Source organism: Halorientalis brevis (assembly GCF_023077655.1).
In genome coordinates this window covers 452,941-474,733 of sequence record NZ_JALLGV010000001.1, presented here as the reverse complement: position 1 = coordinate 474,733, position 21,793 = coordinate 452,941, and the positions used below count along the sequence as shown (strand labels likewise).

Genomic DNA, 21,793 nt, shown 5'->3' with positions numbered 1-21,793 from the left:
CTGAAGCGGTCGCAGAAACGATTGGACTCCGGCTCGCAAAAATCAGTGCCCGTGAGTGACGACTACGCGAACGTCTTCGAGACGTCTTCGTCCTCTTCCTCTTCGGCCTGGATCTTCTCCCAGGCGTTCTCGAAGTCCTCCATGCGGACCTCCGTCCGGTCGTCGCGGATGGCGAACATCCCGGCCTCGGTGCAGATCGCTTTCACGTCGGCGCCGGAGGCTTCCTCGGCCACGTCCGCGAGTTCTGCCCAGTCCACGTCGTCAGAGACGTTCATGTTGCGGGTGTGGATCTTGAAGATCTGCTCCCGGCCGTCACGGTCGGGTTTCGGCACCTCGATGAGGCGGTCGAACCGACCGGGGCGGAGGATGGCGCGGTCGAGCATGTCGAAGCGGTTGGTGGCGGCGATGATGCGGATCTCGCCGCGGTCCTCGAAGCCGTCCATCTCCGAGAGCAGTTGCATCATCGTCCGCTGGACCTCTGCATCCCCGCTCGTCTTGGACTCGGTGCGCTTGGCCGCGATGGCGTCGATCTCGTCGATGAAGATGACGGCTGGCTCGTGCTGGCGTGCGAGCTCGAAGAGGTCTCGAACGAGCTTTGCACCCTCGCCGATGAACTTGTGGACCAGTTCCGAGCCGGCCATCTTGATGAAGGTGGCGTCGGTCTGGTTCGCGACGGCTTTCGCGAGCATCGTCTTCCCGGTACCCGGCGGGCCGTGGAGCAGAACGCCGCTCGGCGGGTCGATGCCGACGTCCTCGAACATCTCGGGGTTCTTCAGGGGCATCTCGACGGTCTCGCGGACCTCGTCCATCTGGTCTTCGATGCCGCCGATGTCCTCGTAGCCCACGTCCGGACTCTTGTCGACCTGCATGACGCGAGCGCGAACGTCGGTTTCGTCGTCGAGAGATTTGACGATAGAGAGAGAGTTGTTGACAGCGACCCGGCTGTCGGGTTCCAGGTCCTCCCGCATCTCGTCGGTGACCTCCGTCAGGGCCTCCTGGTTGTTGCCGTGCTGTTTGATGATGACGCCTTCGTCGGTCAACTCCTGCACCGTGGCGACGAACAGCGGCGACTGCTTGAGCTTCTTGTTCTCGTGGGTCAGCCGTTCGAGCTTCTGCTGGTACTTGTTGTTCTCGGCGTTCGCATCGAGCAGCTTGTCCCGCATCTCCTCGTTTTGAGACTCGAGCACCTCGAGCCGCTCCTGGAGGGCGCTGATCTTCTCCTGCTGTGACGCGTCTTCATCGTACGGCAAATCGACGTCGTCAACAGTGTCAGTCATTGACCCTTCGTAGTGGATGTAGTAATAAGAGGCTTCGGGTAGACACAGGCCGTGAACTACGAACGTTTGCTTGCGATTTGCCCGATGTGCGATGAGCTACGGTAATAAATACGAATAAGAAATATTATTAAGCTGTATGTGAAACTCGGTGGTACGATGAGCGCCTCAGAGTCAACCCAAGCGGACGCCGACGCTGGGAGTTGGGAGGCAGTGAGAGAACTGCCGCCGAGTGCGAAACTGGTCGCCAAAACCCTGGAGTACAACGACACGCTGACCCAGAGCCAACTGGCCGAGGAGACGCTGTTGCCGCCGCGGACCGTCCGGTACGCCCTCAACCGACTGGAAGAAGTCGGCGTCGTCGACTCTCGATTCTCCTTTTCGGACGCACGGAAACGTATCTACACGCTCAGCATCGAGGACGCGGCCTGATCCGTTCGAGCCGAACGTTCAAGTGCGAACACGGAACCACTGCACCGTGTGCCCGACCACGAATCCGTCAAACGGGCGCTCGCCCGTCTCGCGGCCCGCTCGACCGGCGCTACCAGCGGAACGGCGCCACGCCTGATTGCTGATCCGACGGGGAACTACCGAGCCGTGATCGACCAGGCGAGTGCCGCCGTCCAGGAACTGTCCACAGCGGCAGCGTTCGTCGAAGCAGACGGACTCCAGCGACTCGCCGCGGCGATCGACGCCGCGGAGGCTGCCGGCGACCACGCTGGGGCCCGCCGCGGCCGCGAGGCGCTGTCGACGTTTCAGCGAGTTCGGGCGGCCGCGGAAGTACCGGACCGCGACCACTTTCACTCCGGTCGCGGAACCCATTTAGGGGGTGGCGACGAAGGGGCAGGAAAATGACACGGGTGATTCATACGGGAGACACACATCTCGGCTACCGGCAGTATCACCGGCCGGAACGCCGAGCGGATTTTCTCGATGCCTTCCGCCAGGTCGCCAACGACGCGATCGACGACGACGTGGACGCCCTGGTCCACGCGGGCGACCTCTTTCACGACCGCCGTCCGGACCTCCCAGACATTCTCGGCACGCTCTCCGTTCTGCGCGATCTCGCCGCCGCCGACGTGCCCTTCCTGGCGATCGTCGGCAACCACGAGACGAAACGCGACGCTCAGTGGCTGGACCTGTTCGAGTCGCTCGGCCTGGCGACGCGCCTCGGTGCCGACCCCGTCACCGTCGGGAACACCGCTTTCTACGGCCTGGACTTCGTCGCCCGCTCCCAGCGCGAGGACCTGGCCTACGACTTCGAGCCCCACGACGCCGACCACGCGGCGCTCGTGGCCCACGGCCTGTTCGAACCGTTCGACTACGCCGACTGGGACACCGAGACCGTCCTGAGCGAGTCGAACGTCGACTTCGACGCGCTGCTGCTCGGCGACAACCACAAACCGCAGAAAGCAGAGCTGGAAGGGACGTGGGTCACTTACTGCGGGTCCACCGAGCGCGCGAGTGCGGACGAGCGCGAGGACCGCGGCTACAACATCGTGACCTTCGACGACGAGGTGTCCATCCGACGCCGCGGAATCCCCACCCGCGACTTCGTGTTCGTCGACGTCGAACTCGGCGAGGGAGAAGGGGTCGAACGCGTCTGCGAGCGCGTCGGGCAACACGACCTCGAAGACGCCGTGGTCGTCGTCAACGTCGAGGGCGACGGCGACCCCGTGACGCCGGCTCAGATCGAGGAGTACGCCGACGAGGAAGGCGCTCTCGTCGCTCGTGTCACGGACCACCGCGAGGTGGCCGACACGGCCGATGTCGACGTCAGCTTCGCCGACCCGGACGACGCCGTCCGCGAACGGATCAGAGACCTCGGGCTGAGTCGGGCCGCACGGGACATCGACGAGACGGTCCGCGCCAGCAAGGTCGCGGACTCGAACGTCACCGAGGAAGTGGAACGGCGGGTCCGCGACCTCGTCGAAGACGACGAAGCGAGCGCCTTCCAGCCGGCCGAGACCGACGAGTCCCAAGCAGGCGATCCCGCCGGCGCCGACGAGGAAGCGACGGCCGACGGCGGTGCGGCGACTGCAGACGGGAGCGAGCCCGACGGGGCGTCGGGCGGGAACGACGGCGAGAGCACCGACGGGCAGTTGACGATGGAGGACTACGAGCGATGAAGTTCGAGCGCGTCAGGCTGGAGAACTTCAAGTGTTACGCGGACGCGGACCTGCGGCTGGACACCGGTGTGACGGTCATCCACGGGCTGAACGGCAGCGGGAAGTCGTCGCTGCTGGAGGCGTGCTTTTTCGCGCTGTACGGCGCCCGCGCGCTGGAGAAGAAACTGGACGAGGTCGTGACGATCGGTGCCGACGACGCCACGGTCGAACTCTGGTTCACCCACGGCGGGCAGTCCTACCACCTGGAACGGCGCGTCCGGGTGACGGACGACCGGGCGAGCACCGCGAAATGCGTCCTGGAGACGCCGGACGGGGTCTTCGAGGGTGCCCGCGACGTCCGCGAGCACGTCACGGAGCTACTCCGGATGGACGCCGAGGCGTTCGTCAACTGCGCGTACGTTCGCCAGGGCGAGGTGAACAAGCTCATCAACGCCACGCCGACCGAGCGCCAGGACATGATCGACGACCTCCTGCAACTCGGGAAACTGGAAGACTACCGCGAACGCGCAAGCAACGCCCGACTGGGCGTCAAGCACGTCCGGGACGCAAAGCAGGAACTGCTGACGGACGTGGCGAGCCAGATCGAACGCAAGGAGGACAAAGACCTCCACGAGCGACTGAACTCCCTCCAGTCGCGGCTCAACGAGATCGACAGCGACATCGAGCGGTATGAAACGAACCGGGAGAGCGCAGTCGAAACCCGCGACGAAGCGCAGTCGATCATCGAGGAGTACGACGAGAAACGCGAACGACTGGCCGAGCTGACCGAGGAGATCGAGTCGCTGACCGCCGACATCCAGGAGACCGAACAGGAGCGCGAACAGGTCGGTGAGCGCATCAGCGAGCTGAAATCACAGCTCGACGAGTCTCGCGAGCGCCGTGACGACCTGCTCGCCGACACCGACCTGGAGACGGCGACCGAGGAGGCCGTGGCCGACCGCCTCGACTCGCTTCGCGAACGGGACGACGAACTCCGGAGCGACATCGAGGAGTATCAGCTGGCGGTCCAGAAACACTCGAGCGAAGCCGACTCGCTCCGCGCGACGGCCGACGACCTCGAACAGCGGGCCACGGAGAAACGAGAGAAAGCGGCGAACCTCGAAGCGAACCTGGCCGAGACGCGCGAGAAGCTGGCCGACCGCCGCGAGAAGATCGAGACGCTCTCGGAGCGCATCGAGGACAAAGAAGCAGTCTTCGAGGACGCACCGATCGCGATCGGCGAGGCGAACGACCACTGGGACGCGGTCGCCGACGACCTGAACGAAGCGCGCGAGCGCGAGACGGAACTGGAAGCGAAACTGGAGAGCGCACAGGCGAAACTCGACGAGGCCGAGGAGCTGCTCGACGCCGGGAAGTGCCCGGAGTGCGGGCAGTCCGTCGACGGGTCGCCCCACGTCGAGTCCATCGACGAGCATCGCGACCGCGTGGCCGAGATCCAGGACGACCTCGTCACGGTTCGGGCCGAGCGAGAGCAGTTGGAGGAACGGCTGGAACGAGCGGACGAACTGGTGGACGTGCAGAACGACCTCGCGCAGCTGCGGAACAACCTGGAGAACGTCGAACAACTCGTCGCCGAACAGGAAGGCAGCGTCGAGGAGAAGACGACCCAGGTGACGGAACTCCGCGAGGAGGCCGACGAACTGGAGTCCGACGCCGAGTCGAAGCGTGACGAAGCGGCGGACGCGGCCGACGAGGCGGACGAAGAGCGCGAGAAAATCGCCGAGTGCAACAGCGAGCGCGGTGACCTCCGCGAGCAGATCGAGCAACTCGAACGACTGCGGGACGCCGTCGACCGGATCGCCGATCTCGAGGACGAACTCGAACGATTACGGGAGAAGCGCTCGAACAAGGCGGAGCTGAACGACGAGCGGCGGGACCGACTGGCCGACAAGCGCGAGCGGAAGGCCGACCTGGAAGCCGAGTTCGACGAGTCGGCGATCGAACAGGCGCGCCAGGAGAACGAGCGGGCGACGCAGTACATCGAGAAGGTCGACCCGAAACTCGACGAACTCCGCGAGGAACGCGACGAGGTGACGGGACAGATCGGCGGCGTGCAACAGGAGATCGAGGACCTGGAGAGTCTGCGAGACCGCCGCGAATCGTTGTCGGCGACCGTCGAGCGCCTGGACTCGCTGTACGAGGAAGCCGAACAGCTCCAGGAGATGTACGGGACGTTGCGGGCGGAGCTGCGCCAGCGCAACGTCGAGAGCCTCGAACGAATGTTGAACGAGACCTTCGACCTGGTGTACCAGAACGACTCGTACTCGCGGATCGAACTCGACGGGGAGTACGAACTGACGGTGTACCAGAAAGACGGCGAAGCGCTCGACCCCGAGCAGCTCTCGGGCGGTGAGCGCGCGCTGTTCAACCTCAGCCTCCGGTGTGCGATTTATCGGTTGCTGGCGGAGGGCATCGAGGGGTCTGCGCCGATGCCCCCGCTCATTCTCGACGAGCCGACGGTGTTCCTGGACTCCGGTCACGTCTCGCAACTGGTCGAACTGGTCGAGGCGATGCGGGAACTCGGCGTCGAGCAGATCGTGGTCGTCAGTCACGACGAGGAACTCGTCGGCGCAGCAGACGATCTCGTGCTGGTCACGAAGGACGCGACGACGAACCGGTCGACAGTCGAGCGCGGGGCCGCGGATCTAGACGCGGTCGTGCTCCCCTCGGACTGAGCGGCTCAGGTTCGGAGGTGGTCTAGCCCGTCTGCTGCGGTTTCGGTGGTCTCGTAGCCGCGCTCGCCGGCGACGCGCGTTTCTTCGACGAGGCCGGCGGCCCGAAATTCGGCGAGCATTCCGTGGAGGTCGCTCTCACAGAGGTCGTACGCCGAGAGCAGCGTTCTGACGGGCGTGGGGCCGCGGGCGTCGAGGTCGAGGAGCAACCCCAGCGATCGATCGTCGCGGACGGCGGTGAGAACGGTCCGGGCGGCGTCGGGGACGGCGCGGGCCGCAGTCGCGAGGGGCGACTCGCCGTCGACGGGTTCCAGTTCGTCGTTGGCGATGTAGCGCTCCTCGCCGGTTTCGGGATGTCGGACGCGGCTGGACTCCCCGGACTGTTTGAGCAAGAGATACAGGGTGCCCGATTCGTCGCGGACGCTACGCATACGCCGAGCTAGCGGTCAGGCGTGGTTAGCCGTTGTGGTCGTCGTCGCTCGTGACGCGCTTGTACCGGCGGTAGCCGTAGACGAACGCGCCGACGCCGAGCGCGAACACCGCGGTGCCGTTGGTCCACTCGCCGCGGAAGTAGATCAGCATCGGGCCGAGCGACGCGGCGAACAGAGCGAGGTTGAAGACCATGACGAGCTTCCAGAACGACCTGGCGAGGTCGTCCGGAACGTCGGTCTCCGAGAGCTCCGGCGGCTCCGGGACGTCGACTTCGGGGACGTCCGGCCCGAGGTCTTTGACGAAGTCCTGCTCGTCGGGTTCGGCGGCTTTGCCGGGGTCGTCTGGCTCGGCGGCTTTGCCTGGATCGACGAATCCACTGGCATCGTCGGATTCGGGCTGCCGCCGTTCGTCGTCCGAGCCGGTCACTACACCTCCGTTCGAGAAGGCTGCGAAAAAAGGTTGCGTGCCGCGGTTCAGACTGCGTCGGTGAGGGGGACCGCGTCAGTCGCCTGGACCCACGCGAGCGGGTTCTCGGCGTCGTAGAGGACGACGCCGTCGTCGGTTTCGTACGCTTCGATGGTCTCGACTGCGGCGGGAACGTCGGGGTCCCGTGATTCTGCCGCGCTGTCCAACTTAGTCCGACTACCGTTGGCGCGGTCCGTCATAGCGTCTTCAGACTGTGGTAAGATGTGCCATGTCATATACCTTGTGGGCGAGTCACGTCTCAACACGGAGAGGGGACCGTCGGGATTTTAGGTGGGGGTCTCCAACGGAGCCACAGCAATGGAGCAAACGGAATTCGGGGACTTCGGTGATGGCGGGGACACCGAACGAGACGTCCAGGCCGAAGCCGCGGCCGTCGCCGGGAACGGCGGCGGCTCGTTCGACATCGTCGACCTGGACGACGTGCGCTACCCCGACGCGGACACCCAGGTCACGCTCGCCGTGACCCAGGTCGACTACACGATCGAAGGCCACGGCGACGACGAGTTCCCCGTCATCCACGTGTTCGGACGGACGCCCGAGGACAACGAGCCCGTCCACGTCGAAGTCTACGAGTTCAAGCCGTACTTCTACGCCCCGACAGACTCGCTGACCGACCGCGACCTGAACCGCGACCGCATCACGGGCTACGAAGAGACCGACGAGAACGGCGAGCCCTACGAGTCCATTCGGGGCGAGCGCCTGACCAAAATCTTCGGCCAGACGCCCCGCGACGTCGGCCAGATGCGCGACGAGTTCGATCACTACGAAGCGGACATTCTCTTTCCCAATCGTCTCCTCATCGACAAGGACGTCACCAGCGGCATCCGCGTTCCCGAGCGCCGTGACGGTGACGACGGGCCGATTCGCGTGCCCCACGAGGAAGTCGAAGCGGTCGACGCGAACGCCGCTCCCCGCGTCAACACCTTCGACATCGAGGTCGACGACCGCCACGGCTTCCCCGAAGAGGGCGAGGAACCCATCGTCTGTCTCACCTCCCACGACTCCTACGACGACGAGTACGTCGTCTGGCTGTACGACGCCGACATGGGAGCCACGCCGCCGGACACGCTCGGAAACTACGACCCGATCGAGGGCGACTTCGACGCCGACGTGCGCGTCTTCGAGGAAGAAGAGCGGATGCTCGACGCCTTCCTCACCTATCTCGAGGAGACCGACCCCGACATTCTGACGGGCTGGAACTTCGACGACTTCGACGCGCCGTACTTCCTCGACCGCCTCGAAGAGTGTCAGGGGCCACACCACGAGTACGACCTTTCGATCGAGCGCCTCTCCCGCGTCGACGAGGTCTGGCGCAACAACTGGCAAGGCCCGAACATCAAGGGTCGGGTCGTCTTCGACCTCCTCTATGCCTACCAGCGCACGAAGTTCACCGAACTCGACTCCTACCGCCTCGACGCGGTGGGCGAACAGGAACTCGGCGTCGGGAAAGAACGGTACCCCGGCGACATCGGCGACCTCTGGGAGGACGACCCCGAACGCCTGCTGGAGTACAACCTCCGGGACGTCGAGCTGTGCGTCGAACTCAACGAGCAACAGAACATCATCCCGTTCTGGCAGGAAGTCGCCTCCTTCGTCGGCTGCAAGCTCGAAGACGCGACGACGCCCGGCGACGCCGTCGACATGTACGTCCTGCACAAACTCCACGGCAACTTCGCGCTCCCCTCGAAGGGCCAACACGACGCCGAGGACTACGAGGGCGGCGCCGTCTTCGACCCGATCACGGGCGTGCGCGAGAACGTCACCGTGCTGGACCTGAAGTCGCTGTATCCGATGTGTATGGTGACCGTCAACGCGAGCCCAGAGACGAAGGTCGATCCCGACGCCTTCGACGGGGAGACGTTCAAGGCACCGAACGGCCAGCACTTCCGGAAGGAACCGGACGGCGTCATCCGAGAGATGGTCGACGAACTCCTGACAGAACGCGAAGAGAAGAAATCCCAGCGCAACGAGTTCGACCCCGACAGTCCGGACTACGAGCGGTTCGACCGCCAACAGGCAGCTGTCAAGGTGATTATGAATTCGTTGTACGGAGTTCTTGGATGGGATCGCTTCCGTCTCTACGACAAGGAGATGGGAGCTGCCGTCACTGCGACCGGTCGCGAGGTAATCTCGTTTACGGAAGCGGTCACCGACCGCTTGGACAAATCGGTCGTCTACGGCGACACAGACAGCGTGATGATCGAACTCGGCGGCGACGTCTCCAAAGACGAGGCGATCGAGCAGTCGTTCGAACTCGAAGAGTCGATCAACGCCGCGTACGACGAGTTCGCGGCCGAGGAGTTGAACGCCGACGAGCATCGCTTCCAGATCGAGTTCGAGAAGCTCTACCGGCGCTTCTTCCAGGCCGGCAAGAAGAAACGCTACGCGGGCCACATCGTCTGGAAGGAAGGGAAAGACGTCGACGACATCGACATCACGGGGTTCGAGTACCAGCGCTCGGACATCGCCCCGATCACCAAGCGCGTCCAGAAGGAGGTCATCGACCGCATCGTGAAAGGCGAGGACACCGAGAACGTCAAATCGTACGTTCACGACGTCATCGCGGACTTCCAGGACGGCAACGTCGACCCCGAGGACGTCGGCATCCCCGGCGGTATCGGGAAGAAACTGGACAACTACGACACCGACACGGCGCAGGTGCGCGGCGCGAAGTACGCGAACCTCCTCCTCGGAACGAACTTCGCGCGGGGGTCGAAACCCAAGCGTCTGTACCTGAAGCGGGTTCACGACGACTTCTTCCAGCGCGTCGAGGACGAACTGGATCTGGACCCCTCGGAAGATCCGCTGTACGGTGAGTTCAAACGGGAACAGGACGTTATCTGCTTCGAGTACGCCGACCAGGTCCCCGAGGAGTTCGAGGTCGACTGGGACAAGATGCTCGAAAAGACGCTGAAAGGCCCCATCGAACGGATTCTGGAAGCGCTCGACGTCTCCTGGGACGAAGTCAAGAGCGGGCAGGAACAGACCGGGCTCGGCAGCTTCATGTAGCGCGAGCGGTCGAATACTGGTCAGTCCTGACTGATCGGATCGCTGTTCGTGATGACGGCGCCCCCGACGCCGCTGATCTCGAAGCGAGCCCCACCGCTTTCACTGTCAGTGATCTCGACGTCCCAGCCGTGGGACTGGACTGCCGTCTGGACGATCGAGAGCCCGAATCCCGTGCCGTCATCTGCGGTGGTGTACCCTTTGTCGAGGACGCTGTCGCGCTCGGCTTCCGGGATGCCCGGGCCGTCGTCCGCGACGAAAAAGCCGTCCTCGACGTCGCCGACGCGAATCGAGACGTCCTCGCGTCCGTGATCGATCGCGTTTCGAAAGAGGTTCTCGAAGATCTGGAGCAGACGGCCCCGATCGGCCTGCACTTCGCGGGTGGTCTCGACGTCGAGCGTCGCGGCCTTCGTGTCGACGTTGCTCCAGGCGTCTTCTGCGATCGCCGGGACCGACACCAGTTCCGTCTTGCTGACGGCCTGGCCCTGGCGCGCCATCATCAGCATGTCGTCGATGATTGACTCCATCCGCTTCAGTCCGGCTTCCATCTCGTCGAAGTGCTCTTCGTCGGGCGACTGCCGAGCGAGTTCGAGGCGGCCGCTGACGACGTTGATTGGGTTCCTGAGATCGTGGGAGACGATGCTGGCGAAGTCCTCCAGTCGTTCGTTCTGTCGTTCGAGCTGGTCCGTCTGGCGTTCGAGCTGTGCCTTCTGGTGCTCGAGTTGGCGCTGTCGGCGCTCCTGTTCGGTGATGTCCCTGATGAGGACGACGCGACCGGTGACCCGGTCGCGCTGGTCGTACACCGGTGAGATGTCGATGTCGTAGTGTCGCGTCTCTCCGTCGAGTTCGATGCGGACCTGATCGCGCGTCTCCCGCTCGTGACTGAACCGATCCAGGGTCTCCTGGTACTCGTCGTCGAGTGCCCTGATCGGTCTGCCGATGAGACGGTCCCTCTCGGTGCCGAGGATCTCCGCTGCTTTCTCGTTGACGTCGACGACGTTATCGTTGGAGTCCAGAACGATGTAACCCTCTTCTATGTTGTCGACGACCGTGCTCCGGGCGATCGGGAGAATATCAAGAATCTGATAGCGAAAGACGGCGACCACGAACATCGACCCGGTGACGGTGAACCCGATGGAGGTGAGATCCACCTCCGTGAGGCCGGCGATGAACGCTGCGTTCATTCCCCAGGGGACGAGCGTCGCGATCAGGATCGCCAGAGCCTGTCCCCGGTACGTCTGCACGCCCGTCGACTGGCTCAGTTTCATCACGAGCATGATGGCCGCTGCGACGAGGAGGAGATACGAGTAGGACGCGTGGATGTAATACCACGGTCCCCAGGTGATGTCCATCAGGACGTAGCTGACACTCTGGTCGACCTCGATGTGCTGTCGGACCAAATGGTGCCACGGGTTCGTGACGACGAAGACGAGCGTCACAGCGTGAACGAAAAACAGTGCGAGCACGCGCCTGGGAGCGAGCCACTCCTCGCGGTTCGTGTACTCCGCTGCGAACAGGAATATCGACACAGTGACGAGCACTGGCCCGATGAAACGGATGTCGTTCATCACCACTTTGACAGTGACGTCCGTACTGGACAACCGAACCGCGTCAGCGACTGACCACGTGGTAGCAGCGACGAGGACGCCGAGTAGCGGCACCGCTCCCCGATTGGTCCGACTCCTGGCGGTGAAGACGAGCAATCCCCCCGAGACCATTGCTGCCACGAGAAGAGGGAGCGTATATGGTGTTTGCTGCCACGCCATTCGTTCAGTAGAAGTTTACAATAGAAGTACATAAACTTCTAGTCGAATCCACCTCGTCCGCGTTGTTTCCAGCGGCCGCGCTCAGAGCGAGGTTTCCGCTAACGAAAATCAATTTTCCAATGCCAAAAACCTATACGGGCGAATGCGAAAGCATTATGAACGACTCGTTCCGATGTTAGCACGACTTAGGTGTCCCTAAACTATGGCAACCCTTGAAATTTCCAACCTACACGCTGAAGTTGCCGAGGAGGGCGGTGAGACGATCCTGCGCGGGGTAGACCTGACGGTCAACTCCGGCGAGATCCACGCGCTGATGGGTCCCAACGGCAGTGGGAAGTCGACGCTGGCGAAGGTCATCGCTGGCCATCCCGCGTACGAAGTGACTGACGGTGAGGTCACGCTCCACCTCGAGGACGAGGAGTTCGGCGAGGAGATCCCAGAAGATCTGCAGACCTGGGAGCTGCTCGACCTGGAGCCTAACGAGCGCGCGGCGCTCGGTATCTTCCTGGGCTTCCAGTACCCCGCCGAGATCGAAGGCGTCACGATGGTCAACTTCCTGCGCACGGCCCTGAACGCCAAACTTGAAGAGCGGGAAGAGCTCTTCGAGGAAGACGAGGGCGACGAAGACGAGGAAGAGGAAGCCGGCTACGAGACCTCGCCGATGGAAGGCCCTGCTGACGAGGGCGAGATCGGTGTCGCCGAGTTCCAGCAGATCCTCCAGGAGAAGATGGAGCAGCTGGACATGGACGAGAGCTTCGCTCAGCGCTACCTCAACGCCGGATTCTCTGGCGGGGAGAAAAAGCAAAACGAGGTGCTGCAGGCGGCCATTCTCGAACCCTCGATCGCGGTGCTCGACGAGATCGACTCCGGGCTGGACATCGACCGGCTTCAGGACGTCTCGCAGGGGATCAACGCGCTGCGCGAAGAGCAGGGCACTGGCATCCTCCAGATCACCCACTACCAGCGCATCCTCGACTACGTCGAGCCCGACCACGTCCACATCATGCTGGACGGACAGGTCGTCAAGTCCGATGACGCATCGCTGGCCGAGAAGCTCGAAGACAAGGGCTACGACTGGGTCCGCGAGGAAGTTTACGAGGCTGCGTAACCAGTGGTCGCTAGCACAGCCTCATAAGGCTAGAGAGATAAACTAACATCAACAACAATGAGTTCGGAACAAGACCATCTCGAAGAGACCGACACTGAAGAGCGGTTCTCGTTCAAGAAAGAGGAGAAGTCGGCGTTCAAAACCGACAAAGGCCTCACCGAGGAGACGATCCGGCTGATCAGCGAGGACAAAGACGAGCCCGAGTGGATGCTCGAGCGTCGTCTGCGCGCGCTCCAGCAGTACCAGGAAATGCCGATGCCCACGGACTGGCCGGGCCAGCCCGACCTGTCCGAGGTCGACATCGACGAAATCGTCCCGTACATCCGCCCCGACATCGAGACGCGCGGCGGCGCGGACAGCTGGGAGGACCTCCCCGAGGAGATCCAGGACACGTTCGACAAACTGGGCATCCCGGAAGCCGAGAAGAACGCGCTTTCCGGGGTCGGCGCCCAGTACGAGTCCGAGATCGTTTACCAGAATATGCAGGAACAGTGGGAGGAGAAGGGTGTCATCTTCATGGACATGGACAAGGCCGTCCAGGAGCACCCCGACCTCGTCAAAGAGTACTTCATGACGAAGTGCGTGCCGCCGAGCGACAACAAGTTCGCCGCGCTGCACGGCGCCGTCTGGTCCGGTGGCTCGTTCGTCTACGTCCCCGAGGACACGACGGTCGAAATGCCCGTCCAGGCGTACTTCCGCATGAACTCGGAGGGGATGGGCCAGTTCGAGCACACCCTCATCGTCGCCGAGGACAACTCCGAAGTGCACTACATCGAGGGCTGTTCCGCCCCGAAGTACTCGGCGTTCAACCTCCACAGCGGGTGTGTCGAGGTCTTCGTCGGCGAGAACGCCCACGTCCAGTATTCGACGGTGCAGAACTGGTCGAAGAACACCTACAACCTCAACACCAAGCGCGCCATCGTCGAGCAGGACGGGACGATGGAGTGGGTGTCCGGTAGCATGGGCTCGAAAGCCACGATGCTGTACCCGGCGACCATCCTGAAGGGTCCCGGGGCGACGGACAACCACATCACCATCGCGTTCGCTGGCGAGGGCCAGAACATCGACACCGGCGCGAAGGTCTACCACAACGCGCCCAACACGAAGTCGACCATCGAGTCCAAGTCCATCTCGAAGGACGGCGGCCGCACGAACTACCGCGGCCTCGTCCACATGTCGAACGGTGCGGAACACTCCTCGACCTCGGTCGAGTGTGACGCGCTGATGTTCGACAACGAGTCCACCTCGGACACGATGCCGTACATGGAGATCCAGGAGAACAAAGTCGACGTCGCGCACGAAGCGACCGTCGGGAAGATCGGCGACGAGGACGTGTTCTACCTGGAGACGCGCGGGCTGGACGACGACGACGCAAAGCAGATGATCGTCGCCGGGTTCATCGAGCCCATCACGGAGGAACTGCCCATCGAGTACGCGGTCGAACTCAACCGCCTCATCGAACTCGAAATGGAGGGTAGCCTCGGGTAATACCCGGGACAACACATGAGCACGCAGGTACACGCCAACCTCACGGAGGAGCAGGTAACGACAATCAGCGAGGACCTCGACGAGCCCGAGTGGCTCCTCGAGACGCGACTGGAGGCGCTCGAGGCGCTTGCCGACCTCGACATGCCGGACGTCATCCGGACGCCGGGTCGCGACTGGACGAACCTCGACGCGCTCGATTACGAGAGCTTCGTCGACCCGCTGGACCGGGCACAGGAGAAAGACCGCGTCGAGGCCGAGGGCGTCGACGTCCTCTCCTGGGACGAGGCGCTCGACCAGCACGAAGACGTCGTCGAGGAACACTTCGGTAGCGTCGTCGATCCGCAGCGCAACTATCTGACCGCGCTGTCGACGGCGCTGTTCTCGGCCGGCACGCTCGTCTACGTCCCCGAGGGCGTCGACGCCGAGGACGTGAAGATCCGGACGACGATGAACAGCCAGTCGCTGTTCAACTACACGCTCGTCGTCGCCGAGGAGTCTTCCTCGGTCACGATCCTCGAAAAGCAAGAGACCGGCGAGGATCGCGACGGTGCCCGCTATTACAGCGGGATCGTCGAGGCCGTCGCCGGCGAGAACGCCCACGTCCAGTACGGGGCGCTCCAGCAGCTCGACGAGGAGACGTACAACTTCTCGGTCAAGCGCGGCCACGCCGACACCTACGGCCAGGTCAACTGGATCGAAGGCAACATCGGTTCGCGCCTGACGAAGACGAGCGTCGAGACACGCCTCCTGGGCGACTCCTCGGAGTCGAAGATCGTCGGCGCCTTTTTCGGCCACGAGGACCAGCACTTCGATCTCGGCTCCCGCGTCTGGCACGAGGCCGAACACACGACGGCGGACCTGATCACCCGCGGCGTCCTCGACGACCACGCCCGCTCGGTGTACGAGGGCGTCCAGGACGTCGGTCGCCAGGCCTGGGACACTAACTCCTACCAGCGCGAGAACACGCTGATGCTCTCCGACGAGAGCGAGGCCGACGCGTCCCCGAAGCTGATCATCAACAACCACGACACCGAGGCCAGCCACTCCGCGACGGTCGGCCAGGTGGACGAACAGGACATGTTCTACATGACCTCTCGGTCCATCCCGGAGCAGGTCGCCAAGAACATGCTCGTGGAAGGGTTCTTCGTCCCCGTCCTCGACGAGGTCGAAGTCGACGAGCTCCGCGACGACTTAGAAGAACTGATCGCACAGCGGCTGCGAGAATAACCACCGAATCCACTTCGTTTTTCGCACGACCGTGACCCGGCAGTGCGTGACAGCGGACTTAAGTTGGGCCCGCTCGGAGTAGTGGACATGCTCGCGGTACAGGTCGTCGAGGACGCGGGGTGGTCGCCATGAGCGTCGAGCAGCCCGTCTCCTCGGACCACCAGCTTGCGCGACTGCTCCAGATCGGGGTCGTCCTGGAGGAGGTCGTCGAGGCGCGGGCGGGCGAACACGAGAAGAGCCTCGACGTGGACGATCCGGAACTCGAAGCGCTACTCGACGAGGCCGCCGCGGAATCGGCGGCCCATCGCGACGAACTCGAGGATCTGATCGACGAACTCGATGCCGACACGATCCCCTTCGAGGAGATCAAAGGACTCGTCGCCGCTCAGTACGAAGCGGAAGCGGACTTCGACGGCATCCTCTACGACCAACTGTGCAACGAGGAAACCGCGTACAAGTTCTACGACGACCTCATCGATGCGATCGAGGAGTCCGACGCGGAGTTCAGTATCGACCGGGACCGTCTCCTCGGGACGCTGTCGGCGATTCGCGACGACGAAGCCGACGGCGTCGAGGACGTGACGGATCTCATGGAGGCACGCGAATGAGCATTCAGGGGTGGATTCGATGAACACAGCAGACCAATATCTGAAGGCAATCTATCTCGTCCAGGAGGAAGCGGACGGGCCGGCCTCGACCGGGCGCGTCGCGGAGATGCTCGACGTCAGTCCGGCGAGCGCCAACGAAATGATCGGCAAACTCGAAGACCGCGGCCTGCTCGACCACGAGAAGTACAAGGGCGTCACGCTGACCGACGAGGGGATCGTCCAGGCCAGCGAGGCGCTCCAGACGTACTGCATCATCGAACGCTTCCTCTACGAAGTGCTCGACGTCGAGGAGTTCCGCCACGAGGCAAAGCAACTCGAACCGGTCATCGACGAGACGGTCGCCGACCGCCTCGACACCATCATCGACCGGGAGCCGCAGTGTCCGGACTGCTTCGCGCCCGACGAGGACGTCTGTGCGCTCCTCGAACTCGAAGTCGACGCGGCGGACTGATTGTTGTCGCCGCGACGAATTCCCGATCGATTTGGTTCCTAGCTGAGTTTGCACGTTTAGTTTCACTTTCACTGTGGCTGGGGTGTACTTTTCAAACATCTAACCGCAATGCGAGTATGGAGTGTCCGACCTGTGGGAAGATGCTCAACACGGAACGGGGGATGCGACAACACCACACGAAAGTTCACGACGAACCGCTTCCAAACAGGGAATGTGTTGACTGTGGCTGCGAGTTCTACGACCCGAAGGCTCAGCGTACGTACTGCGACGACTGTTACTCGGAGGACGGCGTGAACAACGGCAACTGGAAAGACGCCACGGAGACGGCGACCTGCGCGGTGTGCGGCGACGAGTTCGAGTATTATCCATCGGACAAAGACGGCGTGTACTGTCAGGAGTGCGTTGCGGGCGCCAACGGGCTTCTCCCCGAGAATCCCAGCGAACCGCTCGAAAGGGTGACGGTCGAATGTGGGGGCTGTGGGTGCGAACTAAGGGTTCGCCCCACTCGAGTTGAACGGAACGAACGCGGTGTTTTCTGTGACTTTGATTGTTACGGTGAATGGCTGTCCGAGAACGTCACTGGCGAGGACCACCATCAGTGGGAGGGCGGTAAGGCGAAGTATGGGGGCCGGTGGTGGACGGTGAGACGAGCGGCGCTCGCCAGGGACGACAATCGTTGTCAGCAATGTGGAAAAACAGCCCAGGAGCTCGGCAAGCGGCCCGATGTCCATCATCTCACGCCCGTTCGTGAGTTTGAGGACCCCCAACGAGCGCATACGCTCGACAACGTGATCACGCTGTGCCGGAGCTGCCACCGCCACGTTGAAGAACGAAACATCAGCGCTCCGTCACCCTCTCCGGAAAGGTAATCTTCTTACGGCTGTACGCCACATCACCAATCGAAGTCCCGTGGTGTAGTGGCCAATCATAGAGGCCTTTGGAAGAGCATACTCCAATCCGAATCATACATTCGGAGTGTGTTCTGAGGATAGCCTCTGACAGCGGTTCGAATCCGCTCGGGACTATTCTGCGACGAACGAATGTGAGGAGTGAATCGTCCTGTGGATCCGAGCCCAGAAGACGAGAGGATTCGAGTCTTCGCGGTTCGAATCCGCTCGGGACTATGACAAAAACCCGACACTAACCTGAAGTGAATCAGTAGCTTTCAAGTACACGACGTTGTAGTTGTTACTGAAACCGACGTTGAGTATGATTTCGCCGTTCATCTTGCATGCGGGGCAGCCGACGCAGCTTCACCTGTTCCTCGATTCGGTTCTGGGCGTCGCCCTGGGCCTCACGGTCGTGGTCCTGTACTATCTGTTCCTGCGGTTCTACGTCTCTCCGGACGGCCGGGGGCAGAGTAGCAGGTGAGTTCCGGTCACTCGACTGCGTCTTTCATCCGGTCGCTGTAGTCCCATGTGGCGACAGTCGTCGGATCGATCCGGAGTGACACCTCCTCTCGGTCCGCCGAGAGGAGTTTCTGGGCGAGCGTCGAGTCCGTTCCACCGAGGTAGCGATCCAGGAGCTCGCGGAGCACCGTCTTCTCGGGGTCGGCATCGACCGTGACCGTTCCCTGGCCGCGGGCGCCTCTGTAGGGCGGTTCGTTGACGGAGATCTCGAAGGCGACGTGGGGGTCCGCGCGCAGGAACCGAACGATGTCGGCGTCGGCACCGGTTGCACACCACAGTTGCTCGTCCTCGTAGCGATACCACAGCGAGAGCATCCAGAGGCCGCCCGAGGGCGTGTGACAGCTCACGCGGATCGGAACGGTGGCCTCGTCGAGGAACGCCGAGAGGTCCGAGTGGGTCCAGGGGCCGCTGAGCGGAAACGGCTCGTCCGATGGCCCGTCTGCGGTCGGCGCGTCGTCCGTGTTGGTCACTGTCGTCGATACGGGACAGAGTGGGAAAGCGTTGTCCCGGCCCCGAACCACATCCTTTTGTCGCCGCCAGGACAGGACATCACATGGGTCTCGGGAAGGTACTGCGGGATAGTTTCATCGCCGGTATCGCGCTGATCGCGCCGCTCGTGGTGACGATCTTCGTCCTCCGAGTTCTCGTCAACTGGCTCACGACGTTCATCGACCCGGTGGTCCAGGGGACGCAACTCGCCACGTACACTGCGAACATTCACGTCGTCGCACAGGGTCTCGCGCTCGTTATCATCGTCTCGACGGTCGTCGCACTGGGGTATCTCGCGCAGCGGAGTTTCGGCCAGCGAGTGTTCGGCTGGATCGACCGCGGGATCGGACTGGTCCCGCTGGTCCGGACGATCTATTCGAGCGTCCGCCAGGTATCGAACGCGCTCGTTGAGCGATCGAACCGCTACGAGAGCGTCGTGCTCATCGAGTATCCCCGCGAGGGGATCTACGCGCTGGGCTTCGTCACCGGTGACAGTCCGGCGCAGGTCGAATCGATCGCCGGGGGCGACGTGTACAACGTCTTCGTCCCGAAAAGCCCGAACCCGACCGGTGGGAATCTGGTGATGGCGCCCGCGGAGCAAGTGCAGCACCTGGACATGAGCGTTCGCCGGGGGATTCGTTTGCTGGTGACGACCGGGATCGCCGAGCGGCAGGAGGAACTCGCCGAACTGCAAAACGAGGCCGAGATGCAGAACACGTCTCCCTAAGGGAGAGTTACAGGTACGAGGCGTCCCAGCGGGTCGGCTTGCGGCTGTTGCCGCAGGTGCCACACTCGATGCGCCCCATGGAGTCCATCGCGTTCGCGAGCGTGTCACACTTCGCACAGTGGTAGCCGTACCGCTCCTGCCGGTCCTGGTCGGTGTAGACGACGTGGAAACTGGCCAGCGAGCCGCGCTCGATGTCGTCGTGGTCGACGTACACCGTCTTCCCGTCGTCGGTGAGCGGCTGCAGGCCCGTGGGTTCGGCTTCGACGTAGATCGCTTCCGTGTACGGGCTGTCGTCGATCCGAACCTCGCCCTCGCTCACCTTCTCGAAGCCCTGATTCCTGTAGAACGTGTTCCCGGCTTCGTTCATCGCGAGCACGCGACCGTGCAGGCGCGTCACGCCGTAGTCTTCGAGGCGACTCCGGGTCGTCTCGAACAACTCCGACCCGATCCCCTGGCCGCGGTAGTCGGGGTGGACGTGCAACCAGAGCACGTCTGCCTCGCCCTCTTCGAGCAGCGCGTTCTCGGTGAAGGCGACGGGTTCGTCCCCTTCCTCGGCGACGAAGATCAGCACCTCGTCACCGGTCACCTTCGCTTCGAACTCGTCGGGGTCGTACCACTGTCTGACGGCGCTCTCTATCGTCTGCGGACTCAACGAGTACGATGCCTGAAGCGACCGTTTGGCGATCTCCCGAATCGCCGCCTGGTCGTCGGCAGTTACCTCTCTCACCTTCATACAGCCACGTATGTGTGTCGCTATCATAAATCTACGTCTCGTCGTCAGGTTTTGTACACGTATGCCGGATTCCGCGTCACCTTCCGTCGTTCGGCTGCGGTCTCTGTTCTGGTCGATACGGGTAGCCCCTTAGTGGTTGGCTGATACGAATGTCGTATCTGCAGATCAGTAATCGGTCGTTTCGACGCTGTTGCCCACCTAAGACTCAGTTAGCCGGCCGCCGAATGGGCAACCGCTGGTCGTTTGCTGTGGGTCCAGAGCCGGTTTGTGGGGTGTCGTAACGCTAAAGACCCGCAGACGCCTTTATATCCGTAAGATGAACAACGAACGTTATATTTGGAGGTGGTTCCGTGGGTGTTGAGATACGGGAATCACCCGTCTCGGACGCGGAATTCGAGGAGATGAAAGCCTTCGTCCACGACTATCTGGAGGCGAGCGTCGAGAACGAGGACGAGGGCGGTCGGATGCGATGGTATCCCTGGCACTCTGCGGCCTACCGGTTCAATCACATCATGAACGTCGTCGAGTTGTCCACCGGCATCGCCAAGAAAGAGGGAGCGAACGTCGACGTCACCAGGGTCGCAGCGCTCTTTCACGACATCGCCAAACTGGAAGCCGACCAGGACGTCCACGCCGAGGAGGGTGCCCGCATTGCACGCGAGTACCTCAATACGCACGCAGACTACCCGCAGTCGTTCATCGACGAAGTGTGTGCGGCGGTCCGCGACCACTCCTATCAGGGGGATTTGACCGATCTGCCACTCGAGACGCAGTGTCTCATCGAAGCGGACCTGCTGGACAAGATCGGTGCGAACGGCACGGCACTAATGTTGTTGCGGATGGGCTACGAGTCCCGGACGCACATGGACTCGTCGGAGATGGTCGGCCGCGTCCTCGAACGCGGTCGGGACGCGGCCGAACGCGTCGAGAGCGACGCCGCCGAGAGCTTGGTCCATCGCCGGCTCAAACGCGTCAAGTGGTTCCAGGAGTGGCTCGAAGACGAGGTCGCGATGATGGGCGGGTCGGACGCCGAGCTGAGTCCCGAGATGGCCACGAAACTCGACGCCGAAGCCGCCGAGGACGACTAGCTCAGCGTCGTCACGCCGTCGACGAGGAAGTAGACGCCGAAGCCGCCGAGGACGACGGCGCTCCCCGCCGCGACGAGCGGTGCGAGGCGGTCGACGCGTCGGCCCGCCGCAACGAGCGTCGCCGGGAAGCCGACGATCCACAGGACGATCCCGCCGAACAGTCCCGCGATCAGTGCCGGGCTTCCGGTGGTTACGACGAGCACGCCCGTGAGTGACGACCCGACGTACGGCGTTTTCGACAGGATGTCGACGGTGCCTGGTTCGAGCAGGCCGACGCCGACGGTCAACCAGAACGCGATCTGATACGGGTTCGTCAGCGCGAGCACGAACGCCTTCTGGAAGCCGCGGCCGGTCGCCGCGTCGTCTTCGGCCAGCTGGGTCGACTCCGAACTGAACTGTTCCCGGGCGTCGCCCACGGCGCCGTAGGCGAAGTACAGCATGAGACCGCCGCCAGCGAGGATCATCAGGCCTCGGAGCGTCGGCTGTTCCTGGACGACCGTGACGATGCCCACCAGCGCGAGCAGGAAGAAACAGGCGTCGGCGGTCATCGCACCGAGGCCGGCGGTGAAGCCGGCGACCCAGCCGCGGACGACGCTCTCCTCGGCGATGATGGCGTTCATCGGCCCCGGCGGTGCGGCGAGCGCGACGCCGAAGACCACGCCCGCGAACAGCGTCGAGACGAGACCACCAGCAGCCATGC

The 21,793-nt window shown here is 63.1% G+C and carries 22 protein-coding genes and 1 tRNA gene; 15 read left to right on the top strand and 8 right to left on the bottom strand.

Annotated elements, in window-relative coordinates:
* Window positions 1-62 precede the first annotated feature (62 nt).
* Window positions 63-1,277, bottom strand: a complete 1,215-nt coding sequence (gene pan1 / locus MU553_RS02485; RefSeq protein ID WP_247374819.1) for a proteasome-activating nucleotidase Pan1 — start codon at window positions 1,275-1,277, stop codon at window positions 63-65.
* A gap of 156 nt (window positions 1,278-1,433) precedes the next feature.
* Here pan1 and MU553_RS02480 point away from each other — a divergent pair, with 156 nt between their 5' ends.
* The 4 genes from MU553_RS02480 to rad50 are packed head-to-tail and all read left to right on the top strand — an operon-like array spanning window position 1,434 to window position 6,078.
* A complete protein-coding gene (locus tag MU553_RS02480) occupies window positions 1,434-1,706 on the top strand; it encodes a MarR family transcriptional regulator (protein ID WP_247374817.1) in 273 nt (90 codons plus the stop codon).
* Between the two features lie 48 nt (window positions 1,707-1,754).
* Complete coding sequence (locus tag MU553_RS02475) at window positions 1,755-2,129, top strand: DUF7966 family protein (protein WP_247374814.1); 375 nt, start codon at window positions 1,755-1,757, stop codon at window positions 2,127-2,129.
* Window positions 2,126-3,403 carry a DNA double-strand break repair protein Mre11 gene (gene mre11, locus MU553_RS02470; protein ID WP_247374811.1) on the top strand — a complete coding sequence of 426 codons (1,278 nt, stop codon included), beginning with the start codon at window positions 2,126-2,128 and terminating at the stop codon, window positions 3,401-3,403. Before MU553_RS02475 ends, mre11 begins: the two co-directional genes overlap by 4 nt.
* Window positions 3,400-6,078: a DNA double-strand break repair ATPase Rad50 gene (rad50, locus tag MU553_RS02465; RefSeq protein WP_247374808.1), complete on the top strand. Its 2,679-nt coding sequence runs from the start codon at window positions 3,400-3,402 to the stop codon at window positions 6,076-6,078. Before mre11 ends, rad50 begins: the two co-directional genes overlap by 4 nt.
* 5 nt (window positions 6,079-6,083) lie before the next feature.
* Here rad50 and MU553_RS02460 read toward each other — a convergent pair whose 3' ends face one another.
* The 3 genes from MU553_RS02460 to MU553_RS02450 are packed head-to-tail and all read right to left on the bottom strand — an operon-like array spanning window position 6,084 to window position 7,172.
* The gene (locus tag MU553_RS02460; protein ID WP_247374805.1) at window positions 6,084-6,506 is read right to left on the bottom strand and encodes a DUF7346 family protein; all 423 of its coding nucleotides are present in this window, start codon (window positions 6,504-6,506) and stop codon (window positions 6,084-6,086) included.
* A 25-nt stretch (window positions 6,507-6,531) separates the two neighbouring features.
* Complete coding sequence (locus MU553_RS02455) at window positions 6,532-6,933, bottom strand: DUF7322 domain-containing protein (protein ID WP_247374802.1); 402 nt, start codon at window positions 6,931-6,933, stop codon at window positions 6,532-6,534.
* 47 nt (window positions 6,934-6,980) lie between these two features.
* Complete coding sequence (locus MU553_RS02450; protein ID WP_247374798.1) at window positions 6,981-7,172, bottom strand: DUF7331 family protein; 192 nt, start codon at window positions 7,170-7,172, stop codon at window positions 6,981-6,983.
* 118 nt (window positions 7,173-7,290) lie between these two features.
* Between MU553_RS02450 and MU553_RS02445 the strand changes: the two genes are divergently transcribed.
* A complete protein-coding gene (locus tag MU553_RS02445) occupies window positions 7,291-10,002 on the top strand; it encodes a DNA-directed DNA polymerase (protein ID WP_247374795.1) in 2,712 nt (903 codons plus the stop codon).
* Window positions 10,003-10,022: 20 nt separating this feature from the next.
* Here MU553_RS02445 and MU553_RS02440 read toward each other — a convergent pair whose 3' ends face one another.
* Window positions 10,023-11,765 (bottom strand): histidine kinase N-terminal 7TM domain-containing protein, encoded by a 1,743-nt coding sequence (locus MU553_RS02440; RefSeq protein ID WP_282594026.1) that lies wholly within the window; start codon window positions 11,763-11,765, stop codon window positions 10,023-10,025.
* Window positions 11,766-11,967: 202 nt separating this feature from the next.
* Between MU553_RS02440 and MU553_RS02435 the strand changes: the two genes are divergently transcribed.
* The 8 genes from MU553_RS02435 to MU553_RS02400 all read left to right on the top strand — a co-directional run bounded on the left by MU553_RS02435 (window position 11,968) and on the right by MU553_RS02400 (window position 18,018).
* Window positions 11,968-12,873 (top strand): ABC transporter ATP-binding protein, encoded by a 906-nt coding sequence (locus MU553_RS02435; protein ID WP_247374780.1) that lies wholly within the window; start codon window positions 11,968-11,970, stop codon window positions 12,871-12,873.
* 57 nt (window positions 12,874-12,930) lie between these two features.
* A complete protein-coding gene (gene sufB / locus MU553_RS02430) occupies window positions 12,931-14,361 on the top strand; it encodes a Fe-S cluster assembly protein SufB (RefSeq protein WP_247374778.1) in 1,431 nt (476 codons plus the stop codon).
* A 15-nt stretch (window positions 14,362-14,376) separates the two neighbouring features.
* On the top strand, window positions 14,377-15,588 hold the full coding sequence (gene sufD / locus MU553_RS02425; protein ID WP_247374775.1) for a Fe-S cluster assembly protein SufD: 1,212 nt from the start codon (window positions 14,377-14,379) through the stop codon (window positions 15,586-15,588).
* Between the two features lie 128 nt (window positions 15,589-15,716).
* Entirely contained in the window at window positions 15,717-16,196 is a 480-nt protein-coding gene (locus tag MU553_RS02420; protein WP_247374758.1) for a ferritin-like domain-containing protein, read from the top strand.
* A 19-nt stretch (window positions 16,197-16,215) separates the two neighbouring features.
* Window positions 16,216-16,647: a metal-dependent transcriptional regulator gene (locus tag MU553_RS02415; protein WP_247374756.1), complete on the top strand. Its 432-nt coding sequence runs from the start codon at window positions 16,216-16,218 to the stop codon at window positions 16,645-16,647.
* Between the two features lie 116 nt (window positions 16,648-16,763).
* A complete protein-coding gene (locus MU553_RS02410) occupies window positions 16,764-17,516 on the top strand; it encodes an HNH endonuclease (protein ID WP_247374753.1) in 753 nt (250 codons plus the stop codon).
* Between the two features lie 34 nt (window positions 17,517-17,550).
* Window positions 17,551-17,672 (top strand) — tRNA-Gln (locus tag MU553_RS02405).
* A 184-nt stretch (window positions 17,673-17,856) separates the two neighbouring features.
* The gene (locus tag MU553_RS02400) at window positions 17,857-18,018 is read left to right on the top strand and encodes a hypothetical protein (RefSeq protein ID WP_247374732.1); all 162 of its coding nucleotides are present in this window, start codon (window positions 17,857-17,859) and stop codon (window positions 18,016-18,018) included.
* A gap of 7 nt (window positions 18,019-18,025) precedes the next feature.
* Here MU553_RS02400 and MU553_RS02395 read toward each other — a convergent pair whose 3' ends face one another.
* Entirely contained in the window at window positions 18,026-18,526 is a 501-nt protein-coding gene (locus MU553_RS02395; RefSeq protein ID WP_247374730.1) for a pyridoxamine 5'-phosphate oxidase family protein, read from the bottom strand.
* An 83-nt stretch (window positions 18,527-18,609) separates the two neighbouring features.
* Here MU553_RS02395 and MU553_RS02390 point away from each other — a divergent pair, with 83 nt between their 5' ends.
* Window positions 18,610-19,272: a DUF502 domain-containing protein gene (locus tag MU553_RS02390; protein ID WP_247374717.1), complete on the top strand. Its 663-nt coding sequence runs from the start codon at window positions 18,610-18,612 to the stop codon at window positions 19,270-19,272.
* Between the two features lie 7 nt (window positions 19,273-19,279).
* On the opposite strand, the gene MU553_RS02385 is transcribed toward MU553_RS02390, so the two are convergent.
* Complete coding sequence (locus tag MU553_RS02385; protein ID WP_247374699.1) at window positions 19,280-20,005, bottom strand: GNAT family N-acetyltransferase; 726 nt, start codon at window positions 20,003-20,005, stop codon at window positions 19,280-19,282.
* A 350-nt stretch (window positions 20,006-20,355) separates the two neighbouring features.
* Between MU553_RS02385 and MU553_RS02380 the strand changes: the two genes are divergently transcribed.
* Complete coding sequence (locus MU553_RS02380; protein ID WP_247374661.1) at window positions 20,356-21,093, top strand: HD domain-containing protein; 738 nt, start codon at window positions 20,356-20,358, stop codon at window positions 21,091-21,093.
* On the opposite strand, the gene MU553_RS02375 is transcribed toward MU553_RS02380, so the two are convergent.
* Entirely contained in the window at window positions 21,090-21,791 is a 702-nt protein-coding gene (locus tag MU553_RS02375; RefSeq protein WP_247374657.1) for a LysE family translocator, read from the bottom strand. The genes MU553_RS02380 and MU553_RS02375 overlap by 4 nt on opposite strands.
* Between the last annotated feature and the right edge of the window lie 2 nt (window positions 21,792-21,793).